We start from the raw sequence: 18,978 nt of genomic DNA, 5'->3' as shown, positions 1-18,978 counted from the left end.
ATGGGCATGTTCGACGACAGCCTCGACGAAGCGGTGGCGAACAAGGCCACCCGGCCGGCACCGAAGAGCGCCCCGGCGCAGATGCGGTACCTGGTCAAGCAGCTCAAGGGCACCAGGCCGGTGGCCGAACTGCTCGGCATCTCCCAACGCACGGTCGAACGCTACGTGAAGGACCAGATCAGGCGGCCCCGCCCGGAACTCGCGGCCCGACTCGCCACCGAAGTGCGACGGCGCTGGCAGCCCCGGGTGCGGGAGCGGGCCAAGAAGCAGGCCGCCACGTCCACGGGCATGGTGATCGAGACCCGCGCCAGGTTCGGCTTCACCGCGGCTCCGGGCAGCACCGACGACGCCCGCGTCCGGCTGATCACGCATCACCTGCCGCCGGCGTACGCGGCCCGTCTCTTCGACGCCCAGACGCAGGGAGCCACCGACCAGGAGCTGAGGACCATCGCGGCGGAGGCCCTCCAGGAGGAGTACTTCAAGGACCGAGGCCGCCGTGCGGCGGGCCTGTCCGTGGAGTTCACGGATGTCGACTACGTCGAGTTCGACCTCTGACCCCGTCGCGCGCCCCAGATCACCGCCTGGCAGAACCGACACGAAGGCTGTCTGCGCACGACGAAGCCCTTGTCCCCCCACCGGCGCGAGGCCGTGGACGCGGTGCTCCGCGCCCTGGAGGCCGAGCCCCGGACAGCCGTGCCGGAGCGCGGGCCGCGGACCCAGGTCGTCATGGCCACCGGCGGGGTCGAGCCTGCGGACACCGCCGCCGAGCAGCCGGAACCACGCACCACACACGCGGACGAGCGGTCCCTCAACCTCGCCGCCGCCACCCGGTACCGCGAGCGCGAGGGGCACCTCCAGGTCCCCCGCGAGCACATCGAGACCGTCGGCGTTCCGCCGGCCAGCTGCGAGGGCCCGGAGCAGCGCGACGTCAGTCTCGGGACCCGGATCAGCAACCAGCGCTCCCGCGCCGCCGCGCTCGCCGCCGAGAGGGTCGAGCAGCTGACCGCCCTCGGGATGCGCTGTTCGCAGCCACCTGCTGCGAGCCCTGCGCCTCGCAGGTCACCACGTGCACAGGGGCGCGGCCGGTCCTGCACGCCCTCCTCGTCCGGTCCCACAGATGACGAGGCGCCGACTACTGGAGATCTGTGCTCGGTAGGCGACGCCAGTCCCATTGCGGATAACGGGCCAGCAGCGTGAGGAACTCGCCCGTCTGCAGGATCTCGAAATGGTTGGTGTCGACAAGACCGTCGCCACCAGGCAGGACGTGGCGGAGGAAGGCCCGGGCGGCGTCCATGGACGGGCACGACACGTAGACCGCGTACGGTTCGCCGATCCGGGCTCTCACCCGCTCGGGCTCCTCCGGCTCGTAGTCCGCCAGGATCTCGCCCGAAAGGCTGATGTCGTACGAGTGGCCGCGCCAGTGCAGTCTTGCGTCACCCGTCCCAGGATCCGGCACGAGGCCAAGGGAACGGATGCGCCCTTCGAGCGACGGGCGTCGCTTCGAGGGGACAAGAATGACCACAGACGGCCAGGACACGGGTGCACCTCCGCAGCGACCGTGGCCGAGGGCCCACCTCGCGTCGGCGGACCTACGCCGGCTGGGTTCCCTCCAGCACGGAGACGGCTCCGGGCGAGTGGGAGGTGCTACTCCGCGAGGTCACGGACACACGTTGCTCTCTGGTCATGGGCGGTATCGCCGTGTAGCGTCATCGTTAGCTGTCGTGGTTCGCAGTACCTGCCCGCGCCCTGGCGTGGGCGTTTTGCTGTGCAGTGCCTGAGGACCAGGGCGATCACCTCCGGGTCCGCGCGGTGCGGATCCGCTATCGACTGAGAGGCACCGGCATGGCCAGCGGAACCGTCAAGTGGTTCAACTCGGAAAAGGGCTTCGGCTTCATCGCACAGGACGGCGGCGGCCCCGACGTCTTTGCGCACTACTCCAACATCAACGCCAGCGGCTTCCGTGAGCTCCAGGAAGGCCAGGCTGTCACCTTCGACATCACCCAGGGCCAGAAGGGCCCCCAGGCGGAGAACATCACCCCCGCCTGATTCGGCCCCAGCCGTGAACCAGGCCCCCGGAGCGACGCTCCGGGGGCCTGGTCCGTGTGAGGGAATCGGCCAGCGAGGCCAAGGGAACGGCTCGTGCCGTGGCCCGACCGGGCCCGGGAGACGCGCCTGCCTCCGGGCCGGGCGATTCTCCGACGTTCGACGCAGCGGGCGCCGGCAACTCGGCGGCTCAGTCGCCCAAGCTGCCGATGCCAGAGCAGGAGTGCGCTGCTCCGCAACCGTCGGCGGGCGATGATCTGAACCTGGCCTTCACCGTGAAGATCGACGGAGAACCCTGACGGGAACCTCCAAGGCCGGTCGCCTGCCCGCCTCGAAGGTCACCGGCGAGCGCCGCACCCGCCGGGCGTACTGAGCCCGTGCCCAGGCCACACCGACTCGGTCCGTGCGTCGCCGGCGCGCGGCGATGTGCGGACCGTGGTGAACGTCGTGGTCCCCGTCGCCGTGGCACCGGTCCAGACGCCGGTGCCGTCTGCGAGGCCGGGAATCTGCGGCGGGGAGTCGGCTTGAACCGCACGCGGGGCCGCTTCGCTGGTGCAGTTCATTCGCTGGGGCACAGGACGAAGAGGGGGAAGGCACGCCGGCTGGGCCGCTCGCCGATCTCGTCGAGCGCGGCACGGATCTCGCGCAGGTGACCGGTGGACATCTGCAGTGCGGGCTCGTCGGGCTGGTAGGTGGTGCGGATCGGGTAGTCCACGCCTGGCTGCCGGGTCATCTCGATGTGGCAGCCCAGGACGTGGGTGACCGGTCGGTGGTCGGAGAACTCGATCAGGCGGTCGACGGTCCGGGCGAAGGCCTGCCGGTCCTGGATGTAGAGCCGACCGGGGTAGACCGTGTCGCCGGTGAGCAGGAACCCGGTCCAGGGGTCGAAGAACGTGACCGCTGCCTCGTGGTGGCCGGGAGTGGCCAGGCATTCCAGCATGCGCCCTCCCAGATCGACCTGGGCCACGGCGTCGGGGTCTTCGCTGAATCCGAAGTACTTCCAGGCGGTGGTGAGTTCTGCGCCGACCACCGAGGTGTCGGGGCGGTCGGCGAACTGGCCGTCGCCCGCGATGTGGTCGCCGTGCGCGTGGGTGTGCAGCACCAACAGGCGGTACCCCTCGCGGGGGTGGCGGGAGAGCCAGCCCTCGATGAGGTCGTCGACCACCGGCCGCAAGGGGAAGAACTCGACGGACGCGGTGGCGCCGGTGTCGATCAGCACCGCTTGGGCGTTGCCGAACAGCAGGAACAGGAAGGGCGCCTCGTAGTTGATCGCCATGTTCTGGCGCAGGATGAACGTGTGCTCGTCGTACGCGTGGACCTGGATGTCCGGGTCGGTGTTGTGCTTGGCCGACGGCGAGCCGTGGATCCACCGGACGTCGAGCGCACGAGGCTCGGGAGTCGCAACGGCGAAATCGATCAGGGGTGGGCCTGCGTCCACGACGTCTCCTCGAGTGCGCGGTCTGGCGGGCCGGGTACGGCGCACATCTCGTCCGGGGCGGGCACCTGCATGACTCCACCCGGACGCTACCACGACGCGGTTCGACCCATGGGGAAGCGGAGGCGGAGCGGGACCCACGGCCGCCTGAAAGTTCCCCCACGCCCACTGCACACGTGGCACGGAGGGTGGTGTCGCGCCAACCTCGGCGTCGAGGGCCCCTGTTCAGTCGAGGACCGCGGTCGCCTCGATCTCGACCAGGTGCTCGGGCACGTCCAGGGCCGCAACGCCCAGCAGGGTGGCCGGCGGCGCGGCGGTGGTCCCGAGCTTGGTGGCGGCCCGGGTGAGGCCTTCCATGAGCAGGGGCATCTTGTCGGGGGTCCAGTCGACGACGTGCACGTTCACTTTCGCGACGTCGTCGAAGGAGGCGCCGACCCCGGCCAGGGCGGTGGCGACGTTGAGGTAGCACTGTTCGACCTGAGCGGCGAGGTCGCCTTCGCCGACCGTGGCTCCATCGGCGTCCCAGGCGACCTGGCCGGCGACGAAGACCAGCCTCGACCCGGTCGCGACCGACACCTGTCGGTAGGCATCGATCTTGGGCAGTCCTTCGGGGTTCACCAGGGTGATGGCCATGCTGTGTCCGTCTCCTCGTCTCGTACGAGCCTGCGGGCCCGCTTCCGTCGGTGAAGGGGCCCGGTCTCTTCTGGTTACTCGGAAACCGTAGGAGACTGGCTTCTGACGGGGAAGAACGCACTTTTCAGTGACTGGGGTACCTGATGGTGACCAAGCAGTTCAGCGGCTCGGACATGGACGCCGACCTCACACGCGCGGACTCGTTGGCCCGGGAAATCTTCTCGGACGTCGCCAACAAGTGGGCGCTGCTGATCATCGAAACCCTGGGTGAAAGTACGTTGCGCTTCAGCGAGGTCCGCAACGGCATAGAGGGCATCAGCCACAAGATGCTCACCCAGAACCTGCGCATGCTGGAGCGCAACGGCCTGGTCGAGCGGACCGTGCACCCGACGGTGCCGCCCCGGGTCGAATACACCCTGACCGAACCGGGCCGGGCGCTGCGCGTGACGATCTCCGGCCTGTGCGACTGGACCCACCAGTTCCTCGGTGAGATCGAGGCCTCCCGCAGCCGCTTCGAGACATCTCGGTGAAGATCTGCCCGGGCTCTCGCCGCAGCCCGGCGGGGCGGTCCGGCGGTGGATTTCGCCGGGCGGTCCGTCACTGGACTGCTGGGCAGGGCTGATGTGCGGACGGACGGGCGGATCGAGCGCGGCGACCGGACCCGGCCGCTGGTTCCGGCGCATTGTCGGCATCGCCTCGGTGGAAGGGCTGGATGGACTGTCGCTGGGCGCCCGGCGAGCGAGTCGGGGCTGAGCAAGAACGGGGTGTTCGCGCTCTTCGGGTCCGAGGAGGACCTCCGGCCCGCCACGGTCCGCGCGGCAGGCGGGATCCTTCTCGACCATGTCGTGGACCGCGGACGGGCTCCCGCCGGGCACGGACCGGGTGTGGCGCCTCTGCGCGGGCCGGCTCGCGCGCGGGTCGTGCACCCGGCCCGTGGTGTGGTCGGTGCCCGTGATGCGGCCCAGGACCCACGTGTTGCCGTGGTCGTTGACGACGGAGCACCAGAACGCGAACTTCGTGCCGGGGTGCCGGGGTGCCGGGGTGCCGGGGTGCCGGGGTGCCGGGGTGCCGGGTGCGAGTGGGAGCGCGGAGCCGGTGCGTGTGCGCGGGTCACGCATCCGAGCGGCGTCAACTGTTGCCGGACGAGAGCCGGTTGTCGTTGGCGTGGCGTCCACGGTTCGTTGGCCGTGCGTCGCAATCGGTGGCGAACGGACCGGGAGGCCCGTGCGCTGCGCATAGGTTCAGGGCACCGGACCGCGGGGCGGCTCGGTGGTCGCGGTGGGCTCCACGGGGGTGGGCCCACGGCGCTCGGACAGCGCCCGCATCCGGTGCTCCGTCGGGGAGCACCCGTACGCGGTGCGGAAGGCGCGGGTGAACTCCGGCGCACGCGGGAAGCCCCAGCGGGCGGCGACGACGTGGACGGGCTCGGCGCTCGTCCGGGAGTCCGCCAGGTCGCGCCCGGCGCCTTCGAGTCGCCGGGCGCGGATGAACGCCGCGACCGTCTCGCCGTGTGCCTCGAGCTGGAAGATCCGGTGCAGTTGGCTGAGGGAGATGTGGTGGGCGGCCGCGACGGCGGGCGGGGTGAGCCGCGGATCCTGCAGGTTCCGGCGGATGAAGGCGGAGATGCGCCGGAACATCACCTGTCGGCGGCTCTCCGGCGGCAGCGCCGTCTCGGCCTCCAGGACGTGGGCGACGAGCGCCGCGACCAGGTCGAGCACGACCGTGCCCAGACGCGGCGCGTCGGAGGGCCGGAGGAAGTCGGCCTGCCGGTCCAGGCCGGTCAGGCAGTCCCGCAGGAGGGCGCCGATGCCGTCCGCCGCCGGCAGGGCCCGGCCCAGCAGGGCGTGCACCCGGTCCTCCGGGAGCGGCAGCAGCGCCTTCGGGAAGTCAACGCCCACGCCCCTGACGGGACGGCAGTCCCCTTCCCGGTCCGGGCCGAGGTCGTACGGGTGGGAGCTGTCGACCAGATGCAGATCGCCCGGGCCGAAGGTGTCCGCCCGGCCCGCCTGGTCGAGTCCCAGCCCGCCGTCGAGGAGCAGGGAGAGGTGGTACAGCTCGGGGTCCGAGCGGCGTACCATCGCGGGCCCGCGCCGGTAGCGCGCCGGGAGGGCCGCCATCGGCAACACGGTCACCGGGCCGAGTTCCATCAGCCGGCACTCCGCCCAGAAGGCGTCGGCGTGCGCGCTGGCCATGTCGCTGGAGCGCGTCCGGCCCAGCATGTCCCGCCAGCAGTCGAACCTGTCCTCGACCGGCACGTCCTCGCTGCGGAACACCGTCCCTATCATCGCGCCTCGCCCTCCGCCGCTCCCGTGCCGAACGTCCCCTTACTCCCTGCCGTCGCGGCGGCGGGGCGGCACGGGGACGCGGCGCCGCGGCGACGCGGCATCCTCGCACACGAAGATCACGACGGCGTGCCCACCCCGGCCGGGCTGCGCGCCAAGCTGTCCCGCACGAGCGCAGGGAAGGCCCACTCCACGGACGTGCTCCTCCTGCGCTCATGGGAAGAGGCATACCCCGGCGCCGTATCTCGACCGCGGCGCCTCCCGAAGCGGAGCAGTACGTCGAGAGATGCGGTAGGCGCTCACCTCGTCGAAGGTCAACCTGCGACGCGACCCGAACGTCGAGCGCCGCCCACCTGTCCGCGTCCGGCGCGGGGTCGTGTCGAAGCGTTCGGCCGTCGCGTCGCTGCTCGCCGGAGTCGGTACGGAGGTGCCGGCGTGGCGGGTGATCTGCTCGACGCGGGTGGCGAGGACCAGGTGGTCGGTTCGTCGCGGGTGGCGAGCCGGGTGGTCGGTTCGAAGGTGTGGGTGGGTGCCGGCGAGCGGGGTGAGAAGGGCGGCTGGGTCGTCGTCGGCGGATCGTGTTCAGGGCCGCCGCGGTGGCGTGCAAGGAGGCCGGCGGCGGGTCGGGGTCCCCGGGCTGTTCGGTTCATGGGGGCACTCGACCGCCCGTCATCGTTTCGACGACACCCATAGTTGTCATCGTTTGGATGACGTGCTACAACGGAAGCAGGTTGCAGCGCATTGGCAGGTACTGCCTGAACCGACTGGAGGTGTTTCACGATGTTGATGCGCACCGACCCCTTCCGGGAGTTCGACCGGCTCACGCAGCAGCTCCTGGGGACGACGGGGACGTGGTCCCGGCCCTCCGCGGTGCCGATGGACGCATACCGCAACGGCGACGAGTACGTGATCGCCCTGGATCTGCCGGGTGTCACCCCGGACGCGATCGAGATCGACGTCGAGCGGAACATGCTCACCGTGAAGGCCGAGCGCCGGCCGCTGGTGAAGGCCGACGACGTGCAGATGGAGCTGTCCGAGCGCCCTCTCGGTGTCTTCTCCCGCCAGCTCGTGCTGGCCGACACGCTCGACACCGAGCGCATCAGTGCCGACTACGACGCGGGTGTCCTGACCCTGCGCATCCCCATCGCGGAGCGCGCCAAGCCGCGCAAGATCGCCATCGGTGAGGGATCCGCCCGCAAGCAGCTCAGCAGCTGACTCACCCCGAATTCCGTGGGGCGGGACACGCCTCCCGGCTCGGCCCGCCCCGCACCCCCTCACTCCAGCGCGGTAGCAGAATTGCGACCGCTTCACGAGAAAGGCAGTCCCTCCGCCGATGGTGCCCCAGCTCGAAACGGTTGCGACCGCACCGGGTGTGACGTTCCATCACCTGCTCGAAAGAGTCCGCTACGAAGGCGCCTACCCCACCCGCGAACGCGCCGAGACAGCCGTCCGGGCCGTCCTCGCCGCCTTCGGCCGGCAGCTGACGGGCGACGAACGCGTGCAGCTCGCCGCCTGTCTCCCCGTCGAGGCGGCCCTCGTGTTCACCTCGCAGGTCCCCGAGATCGAACCGCTCACCGGGTGGGGCTTCGTCAAGGACCTCGCCGCACGTGCCGGACTCACCCCCGCCACCGCGCGGTGGGAGGCCGGAGCGGTTCTCCATGTCGTCGCCGCACTCGCGGGCCCGGACCTTCTCGACCGCGTACTCGCGGCACTGCCTCCCGGCTATGCGCTGCTGTTCGGCCGAGCCGAACTCACGCAGCCTCTCGGCCGCCGACCGTAGGAAGCGCCACGTCACCTGCTCCGACGATCTCCCCCTTCCGGCCCGCAGGCTGGGGCTCTTCCTCCTCGCAATCAGGCGCCGCGGCGCGTACGCGGTCGTGCTCTGAGCAGGCGCCACGTAGCAACGGTTCCGACAGGCGGAGGAGGAGAGCGTCATGACCACCGCGCGAGAGATCATGACACCGGATGCCACGTGCGTCGGTGCGAACGAGTCCGTCCTGGACGCGGCGAAGAAGATGACGGACCTCGGTGTGGGTGCTCTGCCGATCTGCGGTACGGACGAACGGCTGAAGGGGATGCTCACGGACCGCGACATCGTCGTGAAGGTCCTCGGAGCCGGGAAGGACCCTGCGCAGGTGAAGGCCGGGGAACTCGCCCAGGGCGAAGCGGTGACCATCGGGGCCGATGACGACGCGGAAGAGATCCTGCGGACCATGAGCGAGCACAAGGTCCGCCGCCTTCCGGTGATCGACGGCCACACCCTGGTGGGCATCGTGACCCAGGCCGACGTGGCCCGCGCATTGCCCGATCCCAAGGTCGGCGACCTCCTCGAGGCCATCTCCGCCTGAGGAGTTCCCGGCCCCTGCAAGGCCCGCCCCGGGTGGCGTCCGGCGGGGACGGAGCCGGCGGCCCGATGGGCCGCCGGTCACCGCCGGCGTGAACGTGCCCGGTCAGGGAGGACTCGACGGCTCCCTCGCCCCCGGCACCACCTTTCACCGGGAGGCTCGGCGCGGGGTCGCCGGCTGTTCCGCTGCCTTCTTGAGGGCGTCGAGCCAGGTGCTGAGCGAGTCGTCCAGTGCGGCGCCGAGGTTGTCATGTTTCGCGTCGACCGGCGCACCTGCCCAGGACTCCCGGGTGGCGCAGCGGCTTCGCCTGTGGCCCGTACAACGTGCCGGCGGCTGCCCGGGGTTGTCGCAGGCGTCGGCTAGTGTGCGCGGATGATATTCGGACGTGGGCGGTTTCCTGCCGCCGTCGAGGACTTCGAAGCGGCCGTACGGGCCCAGGACGCGGACGCGGCTGAGCGTGCCTTCACACGGCTGACGCGTGGTTTCGGGAAGGCGGCACCTGCTGAGCTTCAGGCGGCCGGGCCCCGGCTGGCCACCGTGCTCGGCCAGGTGCCGGCCGGCCCGCGAGCGGTGGTGGCCGTGATGACCGGGGCATGTGTCGAGCGGGGTGCCGACCCGCTGGTGTGTGCGCCCGACGTGTTCTCGAGCGCCCTGGATGCCTTCGAGCAGGCCGCCGTCTTCTGCGAGCGATGGGCGGCCGCGGGACGTGGCGCGTTGCCCGACCACGAGGGTGAGGGCCTGGAAGAGGCCGACTTCGAGCGGATCGGCTTCGAGCCCGTGATGGCCTGGCAGGCGCTTCCGCAGTTCGAGATGGCCTGTGTGGCGATGCTCAACTCGCCGCGGGTGCGGCGCGAGGCCCCCGGTCGAGAGGGGCTGTGGGCTGCGGTCGCCCGGGTCGCGGAGCTGTCCGCTGAGCCGTTCAAGTGCCTCACCTACGCCCTCGCCGTCCTCGACGACGAGCCGCTCATCGCGCTCGACCGGGCGACCGGCGCCGGATTCGTGCTGCGCATGTCCGGCATCGGCGACAACTTCCAGCTGCACACTCTCCTTGCAGACGCGCTGATCGGCAGGGGCCTCGTCGAGGGCGAGGCGCCCTCGCCCGAAGCCGTCGCCTGTTGCCGCGACCAGTCTGGGATGGTGCCGACCTTCGGCTCCTTCAACCTGGTCGGTGCCGACGGCGAGTGGGTCTGGAACGAAGGCAAACCCGCGGACATCCCGGCCGTGGACGGGGTGCGGCTGGTGGTCGTCGACCCGCCCCCGTACCGGAGGAGTTGGCCCGCCGGCCGATTCCTTCCCGGGATGACCGGCGAGCTCGTGTACGAGCGCGCCCTCGCGCAGGAGGAGGCTGCCGCCCTCCTCGCCGGGGTGGCCGATCCCGTTCGCTGACGCGTGAGACGCGGTCGAACGCCGCGGCCACCAACCCGAGCACGCTCCAGCATTCCCTGGAACCACCGTCAGAACGGATCAGTGGCACCCATGTCGTTCGCAGCTTCTCCGCAACTGTTCGGGCAGCGGCTGCAATATTTCGTCGCGACGCTCAGGCCGTGACGAACCTGCAGCGCTACTTTCGGGACAGCGCTGCCGGCGGGAGCGGCGCCCTGCACAGGCAGCCGGTCTCAGCGTCACGGACCGAGGACCGCCGCCACCGCGGAGGGCTAGGGAAGCAGGCCCGTGTCCGTCGCGGCGTAGGACTACGACAACTCGCCTGCCGGCGCCGGCCTTCGCCGACACCACGGAGCGGGAGTCAAGCCAAAGATCCACGAGAGCCGTCCGGAGCGGGAGCCGGTGGCGTGGACGACGTCACCTTGGCCGGCTCCTCCCCCTCGGCGGATGTGACAGGTTCCGGAGCCCGCCGCCCCGCGGTCCCCGTGCGGGGCATCCGCGGCGAGGTCCGTCACCGCGCGTCGCGGAGCTGGAGAAGGTAGGCGGCAGTCAACGCGACAGAACGGTCTTCGTCATGCGACAGCTCCACGAGGGCACGTGACGCCGTCGTCCCCGGAATGCCCGCCAGCGCCTGGGTCAGCCGTCCGCGTGCAGGCGCTTCCGTGGTGTCGTGGGCGAGGATGTCGACGAGCCTGGTCGCGATCTGATCGGCCGTCGCGGTGTCGCTCGCCAGCGTGCTCAGTGCGTCGGCTGCCTCGGTGTCGTTCCGTCCCGCCACGATCAAGTCGATGAGCGTCGGGACCGTTTCGGCCACTCCGCGTGGCCCGAGCGCCAGCGCCGCACACCCACGCACCTCGATGTCGGGGTTCGTGAGGGCGTCCCGCAGGTGCGTGGTCGCCTCACCACCCGGCATCGCGGCGAGGGACTGAACGGCACGTTTCCGCACCGCGGCCACCGGTGAGCCGAGGCCCTTCGCCAGCAGTTCCGCGCCGCCTTCGCCCGATTGCGCAAGTGCCCACCGCAGGGCGCCGGCGACGTTCGGCTCCGTCTCGCTCAGTGCCGCCTCGACCAGAGCCTCCACCGGCACGGGAACCCGGTCGACCGAGGCCAGGGCGGCGCGCTGGCGGGCGTCGGCGCTCTGCGACCCCAGTGCCTGGAGGAGCGCGACGACCTGGAGGACGTCCTCCCAGCCGCCAGGGTCCGCGGCGTCGATTCGGCGCAACCGCGTGAGCAACTCGGTCTCGGCCGCGATGCGGTCACTCGTCTGACGGATGAGGTCGCCGACGAGCGCCGACGGCGTGAAACCGGGATCGTCGAGCGCGCGCCCGATCTCACGCAGCGACAGGCCCAGCGACCGCAGGCTCTCGATGTGGAAGATGCGCCGGATGTCCTTCGCGGAGTACTCCCGATATCCGGAGCCCGAACGACCCGAGGGCCGCACCAGACCGAGCGACTCGTAGTGCCGGAGCATGCGGGCGCTGACCCCGGACCGTCTCGCCACCTCACCGATCAGCACAGTTCTCGATCTTCAGTCTTGGGGGCCCCGGCGAGGGCCACGACGCGCTTGGCCTCCTCGATCGCCGACTCGAATCCGGCGTCCGGATCGCGCAGCAGCCGTTGTGTCGCGACCGCGTGCGCACGCCTGCGCGGATCGGAGGCGGTCGTCGCGGCATGCAGGGCCGGCACGATCACTTCCCCCAGGGCGACCAGGGCCTGGCTGAGACTGAGCTGTGTCTCCTGCTCACCGCGCCCGAGCTGCGTTGCCAGCACCGTGGCCAATGCGGACTCCTCGCCCTCCGGCACGAGCACGACCGCGGCCCGCCAGGCGCTCCTCGCCACCTCGTCGTCGGCGTCGGACAACACTGCCTGGGTGATCGCAGCCCATGCCTGCTGGTCCCCGATCTTGGACAGTGTGTGCAGCGCCTGGCTGCGTGCCTGCGCACGCTCCGAACGGACCTCGCGGAGCAGACCGGGGAGCGTCAGGGACACCGGGTGGCGGACGAGTGCCCAGGTCAGCATGTCGCGGACGAAGAACTCGGGCTCGATCGCGCATCGCTCGACGAGCTTGTCGACGAAGCACGGGTCAGGAGCCGTGCCTACCGCCAGAGCAGCGCGCAGGCGTACTGATGAACGGCTGTCCTCCAGTCCCCGAAGCGCTCGTAGCGCATCCGTCTCCTGCCTCGTCGCGGTCATCGGGACCACCTCCTTGGGAAGCAGTGAAGACCTTGTCACCGTGTCAAGGTCAAACGGGGTCGCTGCCCGATCACGAGCGGCAGAGAGGATGCTCCCGGTGCACTCCGGCTGGTTCGGCTCCAGGCGCTCGAGGATCAAGCCGGCCGAGCCCGGTCCCGGCCGCATCGGACAGGCTCCTGCCCACTCACCAGGAGATCAGCCAGGCCACGGACAGCCCGCAGCACGCGACGCGGCACGGTCACTACCACCGCGTCGGCGATCGGTCTCGTCGGTGTCGCGGCGGAGTAGGTGCAGGTGCCCAGCGGAGGGGCGCCTGTCGTGATTCCGGTGGCGGGCATCGGGGTGCGTCGACCAGCACCGGGCAAGCCGCTGCGCGGTGAGCCAGGTACACCGGGCGGGGGACACGCGCCGGGTCGCCGCCCTTGCCGCCGGTCACGATGCGGGGGCCACCGCGCTGGTACCCCCGCGCGACGGCAGAGATCCGAGGGAGCCCTTCCTCGCACTGAACCGCGCCGTGGTCGACGCCGTGCGGGCGGCCGGCGTGTCCCGGCTCGTCGTGGTCGGCGGCGGCAGCCTGGAGGTGGCGCCGGGGGAGGAGCTGGTGAACCAGCCCGGCTTACCCACCGACCTCCGCGGCGAAGCGCTCGCACGTCGCGACGTTCTCGCCTTCTGCCGCACGGTCGGAGATCCCGACTGGACCCATGGGTCGCCGCCGGTGGAGATCGCCCCGGGAGAGCGGACCGGCAACTTCCGTCTCGGTGGGGACCAGTTGCTGAGTGACGACGAGGGGCGCAGCCGCACCGGCGCCGAGGACTACGCGGCCGCCTTCGTGGGCGAACTCGAGCGCAAAGCGCATCCACGCACCCGGATCTCCGTCGCACACTGCGCCGCTCCCACGGTCGGAGCAAGGGGTGCGGGTCGCAGCCATGACGGACCGAGGGCCGCGTGCGTCCGACTGGAGCAACACCTGCCGGCGGACCGGACGGGGTCACGACCGCGGGTTCGACGTCCTCGGACGCGGATCGTGCCGCGGATCTCGGATTCCGCGCCGATGCGTCGACGGTGGCGGGGAGAGGCGGTCCGCGACGGGGCAGGGGGCTTGATCGAGGAGACGCCCGCTCGTGGACGGACGCAGGCAGTACGGTGGCCGCCCCCGTACACACCGGGGCGGCCGCCGTACTCGCCCTGAGCGCAAGCTCAGGCGGTGGCGGGGCGGGACCTCCAGCGGGTCAGTACGAGATGGGCCACGACACCGAACACCAGGCCCCAGAAGGCCGATCCGACGCCGAAGAGGGTCATTCCCGACGCGGTGGCCAGGAAGGTGATCAGGGCGGCCTCGCGGTCCCTCTCCTCCGTGACCGCTCCGGTCAGCCCGCCGGCCAGCGCGCCGAACAGCGCGACACCGGCGATGGCGGCGACCAGTTCTTTCGGCAGGCCCGCGAAGAACACCACGAGGGTCGTTCCGAAGGCCCCGATCAGGAGGTAGAACGCTCCGCACGCGACACCGGCGACGTAGCGGCGCTTGGGGTCGCGGTGCGATTCCGGGCCGGTGCAGATCGCCGCGGTGATGGCCGCGAGGTTGATGGCGTGCGACCCGAAGGGCGCCAGGGCGGTGGACATCAGGCCCGTCGAGCCGATCAGCAGCCGGTCCCTGGGCTGGTAGCCGGACGCGGTGAGCACGGCCATGCCGGGGGCGTTCTGCGAGGCCAGGGTCGCCAGGATCATGGGTACCGCGATGCCGATCAGGGAGGACACGGAGAAGTGAGGAGCCGTCAGCACCGGGCGGGCCAGCTCCAGATGGTCCAGCCGCATGTCCAGCCGCGAGGTGGCCGCGCTGCACGCCACTCCCACCGCCAGAGCGATCAGGACCGCGTAGCGGGGCAGGTAACGCTTGCCGAGCAGATAGCCGGCCAGCACCGTCCCGGCGATCCAGGGCGCGGTTTTCAGTGAGGTGAACACGCCGGTGCCGAAGGAGAACAGGATGCCCGCGAGCATCGCCGCGACGACGGCCGTGGGCACCTGCCGCATCAGCCGGCCGAACACCCCGGTCAGTCCGACCAGGGTGATCACGACCCCGGTGACGATGAACGCCCCGATGGCCTCCTCGTAGGAGTAGGCACCCAGGCTGGTGACGAGGAGCGCGGCACCGGGTGTCGACCATGCGGTGATGACCGGCATCCTGGTCCGCAGGCTGAGCCCGATGCAGGTCAGGCCGCTGCCTATGGAGATGGCCCATACCCACGAGCTGGTCTGTTCCTTGTCCAGATGCCCGGCCGCGGCTGCGGCGAGGACGATGACCAGCGGTCCGGAGTACGAGACGACCACGGCCACGAACCCGGCCAGCACCGCGGACAGCGACATGTCGCGGAACAGCCCGGGGCGGCCGTCCTGTCGGCCGGAGCTTTCCGGCGGCCCCCCGGAGCCGGCCGGAGGGGACGCCGTGGTGGCCCCAGCCGGGGCGGCGGCAGGGCTGCCGCCGGCCTCGCCGGTGCTGTCGGCGTGGGAGGTGTCAGAGCTCAATGTTCGTCCTTAGCGGCGCGTTCCAATGCCTGCTCCAGATCGGCCACGAGGTCGGTCGGGCTCTCCAGGCCGATGGACAGGCGCAGCATGTCCTTCGGAGAGGAGCTGCCCGGTCCCTCAAAGGTGTATCGGTGTTCGATGAGGCTTTCCACCCCGCCCAGGGAAGTGGCGCGGATGAACAGTTCGCAGTGCTGGGCAGCACGCAGGGAACGCTGCCACTCCCCGGCGACGTGCAGCGAGAGCATGCCGCTGAAGCCGCCGGTCATCTGCCGGGCGGCGACCCCGTGCCCCGGGTCGTTGGGCAGTCCGGGGTAGGCAACCCGGCTGACCAGTGGGTGTTCGTCGAAGTGCTCGGCCAGCGCCATGGCCGTGGCTGATATCTGACGCATCCGCGGGTAGAGCGTGCGGATGCCGCGCATCAGCAGATAGGTCTCCCACGGGCCGAGGATCGGACCGGTCAGCCGCCGGTGCAGCCGCAGCCGCTCCCACAGGGCGTGGCGGTCCTCGGCGGGAGCGGGCGCGGCGACCAGGAAGCCGGCCACGACGTCGGTGTGGCCGTTGAGGTACTTCGTACCGGAGTGCATGATCAGATCGGCGCCCAGCTCGAAGGGCCGGGTGTGCACCGGGGTGGGGACGGTGTTGTCCACACCGAACAGGGCTCCCGCGCGGTGCGCGATCTCGGCGCACGCCGCCAGGTCGGTCACCAGCCAGGTGGGGTTGGCCGGCGACTCCGCCCACAGCAGCGCGGTCGGTGCCGCCGCCACCGCGGCGGACACCGCGTCCAGATCGTCCATGGGAACGGGGACGACCTCGAGGCCCCGCTGCGGCCCGAACTCCAGCAGCCACTTGGTCAGCCCGAAGTACATGGTCTGCGGGACCACCACCCGGGAACCGGCGGGCAGGACCTGGAAGACGGCGGTGGCTGCGGCCATACCCGACGAGAACACCAGCGCCTCCGAGCCGCCCTCCAGGCCCGCCACCACGTCCTCGACCTGCTCGTAGCCGGGCGTTCCCTGGTCGCGCAGATAGGCGTGGCCGGTGCGGGTGCGGTACTGGTCGTCCCGGGCGAAGGTGGCGCCGAGCCCGATCGGCGGCGGTATCGCTCCGGTGGTCGGGCAGCGCCAGCCGTCGCCTTGTGCGGCACGCGTCTCGGGCCGGTAGCCCCGGGTCCACGGGGTGTAGGTGTCACGGTTGTCGCTCATGAGGTCCTCGCGGTCGGGACGGGCAGGGTGGTCAGGGCGGTGCGAAGGGCGAGTTCGGCGTCCTTGAGCGCACGGGAGGGCGCGCCGGGTGACGGAACGTAGTGGTTGTAGTAGCTGGAGCCCTCGGTGTGCGGCCCGAGGAAGAACAGCCGGGGCTGTACGTCCCCGGCCGGGCCGATGCCCTGGCCCTCCCGGGTCACGCGCAGACCGGGGACCCGGGTGCCGCGGCCCCCCAGGGTGGTGACGCGGCCCGCGGCGACGAGCCGGCCGAGCAGTGAGCCGGGCAGCTGGTCGGCGGCGGATTCGGCCACGTGGGCGAGGACGACATGGTCGACCTCCACGCTCTCCGGCCGGGCCAGACAGGTGGACTCCAGACGCCACGGTCCCTGCCCGGAAGGCGCGATGACCTTGGGCCGGGGGCCGGGGCCGAGCCGGAGCACCCCGGCGTCCAGCAGAGCCAGCATTTCCGCCGACCGCTCCAGCTGCGGACCGATCACCAGAGAGTTGACCGTGGACGCGAAGGTGCCGAAGAAGTGCTCGAGCGACGGTTCGTCGACACCCGGGGCGTCGATCACCGACCGGAGCGCGTCACGGTGGTCGCGCAGCACCTCCAGGGCCTCCTTGACCGGGCTCACGCCCAGCCCCGCCCGGGCCTCGGCGAGATCGTCGGCGACCTGGGCGGTGAACCACGCGGTGTAGTCGCCCTGTTCGCTCCACTGCCGGTCGGCGAACCGCGCGCCGAGGACCCCCCGGAGCGGGAACGGACCGTGGTCCCCGCGCAGCTGGGCCAGCAGCCCCTCGCAGCCGTACGCGGTGACGCGCTGGGCGAACTCCTCGCCCACGGCGCGCACATCACCACTTCGGTGGCCCAACAGCGTCCGGTAGTACGCCAGTTCCATCTCGGCCTCGACCAGCGGTAGCGCGTCCTCGACGAAGTCGATGCGGCCGTCGGGCCGCCGCGCACGCAGCTCCTGGATCCGTTCGGGCGTGAGCGCCAGCGGCGCGAAACGGACCCGCCCCGGGTGGAGGTGGGGGCGGCTGCGGGACGGCAGACCGGAGCGGTTGGCGAGCACGATCAGCGGTTCGTCGCCGCCGGGCACGTAGCGCGTCCGGCCCTCGCCCGTCGTCTCGTGCCGGCCGCCGCGGCCCAGCGTCAGGGACGCGATCACGTCCATGCCGGTCAGCCCCATGCCCAGCACCGCGACCCGGTCGCCCGGCGCGATCCCGTCCAGGGCCGCGGGCAGCGGATACGGCCGGGTGACCAGCCGCGGCTCGGACGGCGGTTCGGCCGGAAGATACAGCGAGTGGTGCCCAACGGTGACGAAGACCGCGTCGGCGTCGATCAGGCCGCCGTCGTCCAGGAGCACGGCCTCCCCGCCGCCGGGGGAGCGTCGCACCTCACGGGCGGTGGTGGCGTGCGGTACGAGGGTGAAACAGGGGGGCGCGGCGGCGACGATGCGCCGCGCGGCCCAGAGCAGGTACTCGCTCAGCAGCCGGCGGGGCAGGAAGTCGTTGGGGCGGATGTCCCGGCCGGCCGACGCACCGTCCTTGGATGCCTCGCGCACGGTGCAGCCGTCCGCTGCAAGGCGTAACTCCCTTGCCCGGCACCACTCGTAGAGGGAGGGGCCGGTCACCCGTGTGGGACCGTCGACCATCTCGGCGTCCGCGAAGGCGGTGATCTGCGTGCAGACGGTGTTCAGCAGCAGATGGTCGGGCTGGTCGGCGACGTGGAATCCGGGGCCCAGCGGCCGGGGGTCCACCAGGTGGACGGTGACCGGGAACGGGTCCGCCAGACAGAGGCTGACCAGGCGCTCGATGACACCCAGGCCGCGAGAGCCACCGCCTACGACCGCGAGGGTGGTGTGCCGGTCGTCGTGGTGCCCGGTGTGCTGAGTGGTGGGGCCGGCCCCTTCCGTGAGCTGTGTGGTCACCACCGTCGCGTCTCCCCGAAGAAGTTGGGGATCGGGATGGACTGGCCCTGCTCGCGCGCCTGCGTCAGCACATAGGCGCCGACAGCCAGGTCGAGGACGCCGAGGCCGAACGGCGAGAAGATCACCGGCCTGTCGGCGGCCGCCGCAACCTCGCCGTTGAGCACTTCGGCGAGCGTGCCGGTCACGAAGTCCCGTGAGCCGGTGAGCTGTTCGGCCAGGTGCGGGGAGGTGTCGGCCTTCAGGCAGTGGTCGACGTCGTCGAGGATGTTCTGGGCTGCCAGCACCACTTCGGGGGCGAGGTCCCGCAACGACACGTTCAGCACGACCTGGCCGGGCTTGAACGGCGTGGTGACGTACGGCTCCAGCGCGGTCGTGGCGAAGACCACGGTCTCGGCGTCCAGCGCGGTGCCCAGGTCGTCGGTGAACGAGGCGGAATGCTGCTGGGTGCTGCGCAGATACTCCACCAGCGCCTCGCCCGACTCCCGGTGGAGGTCGTGCACGACGTACGCGTCGGGCGCCACGCCCGCCGCGTGGAGGTAGTCGCAGATGTTACGGGCGATCACGCCGCCGCCCACGATCGCCACCCGGGTCCCGGCGAAGCCGCCCGGGCGCAGCGCGGTCGCCGCGACGGCGGCGGAGGCAGCGGTGCGGGCCGCACTGATGTTCGCGGCTTCCAGGCAGGCGACCGGGTAGCCGGTCTCGTAGTCGTTGAGGATCAGTACGGCCGAGGCGCGGGGCTTTCCGGCCTGTGTGTTCTTGGGGAAACTGGCGATCCACTTGATCCCGGCGAGCTGCACATCGGCGCCGAGATAGGCGGGCAGGGCGATGATCCGGGATTCGGGCTTCTCGGGAAAACGCAGGAAATAGCTGTCCGGGTTCACGGATTCCCCGGCCGCATGGCTACGGTAGGCATCGCCGACAATGCCGAGGACCTCGGCACGTTTACCGCTGAGAACGTTGCGGACGGTCTCGCCCGCCACCACATCGAAGTCGAACACGTTTCTATTCCTC

Annotated in this window: 18 protein-coding genes and 1 pseudogene; 9 read left to right on the top strand and 10 right to left on the bottom strand. The window is 71.1% G+C overall.

All coding sequences use genetic code 11. The features are described from left to right. Positions 1–555, top strand: a complete 555-nt coding sequence (gene tpg, locus QRN89_RS01430) for a telomere-protecting terminal protein Tpg (protein ID WP_290347499.1) — start codon at positions 1–3, stop codon at positions 553–555. Positions 556–726: 171 nt separating this feature from the next. Beyond that, on the top strand, positions 727–1,197 hold the full coding sequence (locus QRN89_RS01425) for a helicase associated domain-containing protein (RefSeq protein WP_290353534.1): 471 nt from the start codon (positions 727–729) through the stop codon (positions 1,195–1,197). On the opposite strand, the gene QRN89_RS01420 is transcribed toward QRN89_RS01425, so the two are convergent. Next, a complete protein-coding gene (locus QRN89_RS01420) occupies positions 1,133–1,456 on the bottom strand; it encodes a hypothetical protein (protein WP_290347498.1) in 324 nt (107 codons plus the stop codon). The two genes, QRN89_RS01425 and QRN89_RS01420, sit on opposite strands and share 65 nt — an antisense overlap. 386 nt (positions 1,457–1,842) lie before the next feature. Here QRN89_RS01420 and QRN89_RS01415 point away from each other — a divergent pair, with 386 nt between their 5' ends. Further along, positions 1,843–2,046 (top strand): cold-shock protein, encoded by a 204-nt coding sequence (locus tag QRN89_RS01415; RefSeq protein WP_059190954.1) that lies wholly within the window; start codon positions 1,843–1,845, stop codon positions 2,044–2,046. Positions 2,047–2,602: 556 nt separating this feature from the next. Here QRN89_RS01415 and QRN89_RS01410 read toward each other — a convergent pair. Beyond that, on the bottom strand, positions 2,603–3,481 hold the full coding sequence (locus tag QRN89_RS01410; protein WP_290347497.1) for an MBL fold metallo-hydrolase: 879 nt from the start codon (positions 3,479–3,481) through the stop codon (positions 2,603–2,605). Positions 3,482–3,703: 222 nt separating this feature from the next. Next, positions 3,704–4,111, bottom strand: a complete 408-nt coding sequence (locus QRN89_RS01405; protein ID WP_290347496.1) for a RidA family protein — start codon at positions 4,109–4,111, stop codon at positions 3,704–3,706. A gap of 143 nt (positions 4,112–4,254) precedes the next feature. On the opposite strand from QRN89_RS01405, the gene QRN89_RS01400 reads away from it, so the two are divergent. Beyond that, positions 4,255–4,641, top strand: a complete 387-nt coding sequence (locus QRN89_RS01400; protein WP_290347495.1) for a winged helix-turn-helix transcriptional regulator — start codon at positions 4,255–4,257, stop codon at positions 4,639–4,641. A gap of 78 nt (positions 4,642–4,719) precedes the next feature. Further along, positions 4,720–5,035: pseudogene (locus tag QRN89_RS01395) on the top strand (TetR/AcrR family transcriptional regulator); the annotation flags it as partial. A 317-nt stretch (positions 5,036–5,352) separates the two neighbouring features. Here the strand turns inward: QRN89_RS01395 and QRN89_RS01390 are convergent. Beyond that, positions 5,353–6,396: an AraC-like ligand-binding domain-containing protein gene (locus QRN89_RS01390; RefSeq protein WP_290347494.1), complete on the bottom strand. Its 1,044-nt coding sequence runs from the start codon at positions 6,394–6,396 to the stop codon at positions 5,353–5,355. 777 nt (positions 6,397–7,173) lie between these two features. On the opposite strand from QRN89_RS01390, the gene QRN89_RS01385 reads away from it, so the two are divergent. From QRN89_RS01385 to QRN89_RS01370, 4 genes are all read left to right on the top strand, one after another. After that, a complete protein-coding gene (locus tag QRN89_RS01385) occupies positions 7,174–7,608 on the top strand; it encodes an Hsp20/alpha crystallin family protein (protein WP_290347493.1) in 435 nt (144 codons plus the stop codon). 118 nt (positions 7,609–7,726) lie between these two features. Continuing rightward, positions 7,727–8,173, top strand: coding sequence for a DUF2267 domain-containing protein (locus QRN89_RS01380; RefSeq protein ID WP_290347492.1), 447 nt, complete (start codon positions 7,727–7,729; stop codon positions 8,171–8,173). Positions 8,174–8,327: 154 nt separating this feature from the next. Beyond that, entirely contained in the window at positions 8,328–8,741 is a 414-nt protein-coding gene (locus tag QRN89_RS01375) for a CBS domain-containing protein (RefSeq protein WP_290347491.1), read from the top strand. A gap of 369 nt (positions 8,742–9,110) precedes the next feature. Beyond that, entirely contained in the window at positions 9,111–10,124 is a 1,014-nt protein-coding gene (locus tag QRN89_RS01370) for a hypothetical protein (protein ID WP_290347490.1), read from the top strand. A 508-nt stretch (positions 10,125–10,632) separates the two neighbouring features. Here the strand turns inward: QRN89_RS01370 and QRN89_RS01365 are convergent. The 6 genes from QRN89_RS01365 to sbnB all read right to left on the bottom strand — a co-directional run bounded on the left by QRN89_RS01365 (position 10,633) and on the right by sbnB (position 18,965). Further along, positions 10,633–11,637, bottom strand: coding sequence for a MerR family transcriptional regulator (locus tag QRN89_RS01365; RefSeq protein ID WP_290347489.1), 1,005 nt, complete (start codon positions 11,635–11,637; stop codon positions 10,633–10,635). Next, positions 11,631–12,314 carry a HEAT repeat domain-containing protein gene (locus QRN89_RS01360; protein WP_290347488.1) on the bottom strand — a complete coding sequence of 228 codons (684 nt, stop codon included), beginning with the start codon at positions 12,312–12,314 and terminating at the stop codon, positions 11,631–11,633. Before QRN89_RS01360 ends, QRN89_RS01365 begins: the two co-directional genes overlap by 7 nt. 1,197 nt (positions 12,315–13,511) lie before the next feature. After that, positions 13,512–14,834 (bottom strand): benzoate/H(+) symporter BenE family transporter, encoded by a 1,323-nt coding sequence (locus tag QRN89_RS01355; RefSeq protein ID WP_390702185.1) that lies wholly within the window; start codon positions 14,832–14,834, stop codon positions 13,512–13,514. Then, entirely contained in the window at positions 14,831–16,036 is a 1,206-nt protein-coding gene (locus QRN89_RS01350; protein WP_290347487.1) for a trans-sulfuration enzyme family protein, read from the bottom strand. Before QRN89_RS01350 ends, QRN89_RS01355 begins: the two co-directional genes overlap by 4 nt. Then, the gene (locus tag QRN89_RS01345; RefSeq protein WP_290347486.1) at positions 16,033–17,967 is read right to left on the bottom strand and encodes an FAD/NAD(P)-binding protein; all 1,935 of its coding nucleotides are present in this window, start codon (positions 17,965–17,967) and stop codon (positions 16,033–16,035) included. Before QRN89_RS01345 ends, QRN89_RS01350 begins: the two co-directional genes overlap by 4 nt. Then, positions 17,964–18,965, bottom strand: a complete 1,002-nt coding sequence (sbnB, locus tag QRN89_RS01340) for a 2,3-diaminopropionate biosynthesis protein SbnB (RefSeq protein ID WP_290347485.1) — start codon at positions 18,963–18,965, stop codon at positions 17,964–17,966. The genes QRN89_RS01345 and sbnB overlap by 4 nt, the downstream gene beginning before the upstream one ends. Between the last annotated feature and the right edge of the window lie 13 nt (positions 18,966–18,978).

The organism is Streptomyces sp. HUAS CB01 (assembly GCF_030406905.1).
GTDB classification, from domain to species: domain Bacteria; phylum Actinomycetota; class Actinomycetes; order Streptomycetales; family Streptomycetaceae; genus Streptomyces; species Streptomyces chengbuensis.
This window is presented reverse-complemented; position numbering and strand designations above follow the sequence as displayed.